This is a genomic window from Shouchella shacheensis, from assembly GCF_001484965.1.
GTDB classification, from domain to species: Bacteria; Bacillota; Bacilli; order Bacillales; family Bacillaceae_D; genus Shouchella; species Shouchella shacheensis.
This window is the reverse complement of record NZ_LLYY01000084.1, coordinates 1-608: the sequence shown is the minus strand read 5'-3', so window position 1 is coordinate 608 and position 608 is coordinate 1. Positions and strand designations below refer to the sequence as shown.

The window sequence follows — 608 nt, the reverse complement described above, 5'->3', positions numbered from 1 at the left end:
ATGGAGTCTTTACTCTAGTCGATATGTGACCTTCGGTCATGTAGCGCTTGGGTCTTTTGTTCAGTTTTGAAGGAACTTTTCTTCTAAATAAGATGGGCCTGTAGCTCAGCTGGTTAGAGCGCACGCCTGATAAGCGTGAGGTCGGTGGTTCGAGTCCACTCAGGCCCACCATCTTATGTCTATATGGAGGTTTGTCCTTTTTTTATGAGGGGGGCCTTAGCTCAGCTGGGAGAGCGCCTGCTTTGCACGCAGGAGGTCAGCGGTTCGATCCCGCTAGGCTCCACCATTTTTTGGTTCTTTGAAAACTAAATCATGAAACTCAACAAGATTCATTCATCGGTGGTTGCCACTGGTTGAACGAGTCGTCAAGAATTCAAGAAAGCAACCTTTATTGCTTGAACATGGCAAAGCGCTTTTGAAGCGTGGAGCCATAATGACTGGCAAAAAGAAACGAGGCGTTCGAGGACATGAACGTTCGAGGGAAGGAGCGTAGGTTCACTACGTGACTGACCGAGAAACGTGAAATGGACGAAGACATCCGACGTTTCGTTGAAGCCAGAGGATAAGTTAGAAAGGGCGCACGGTGAATGCCTTGGCACTAGGAGCCG

Annotated in this window: 2 tRNA genes; both read left to right on the top strand. The window is 48.7% G+C overall.

The window, feature by feature from the left end:
• Window positions 1-94: 94 nt before the first annotated feature.
• Window positions 95-171 (top strand) — tRNA-Ile (locus AVZ68_RS19460).
• Between the two features lie 39 nt (window positions 172-210).
• Window positions 211-286 (top strand) — tRNA-Ala (locus AVZ68_RS19455).
• Window positions 287-608 lie beyond the last annotated feature (322 nt).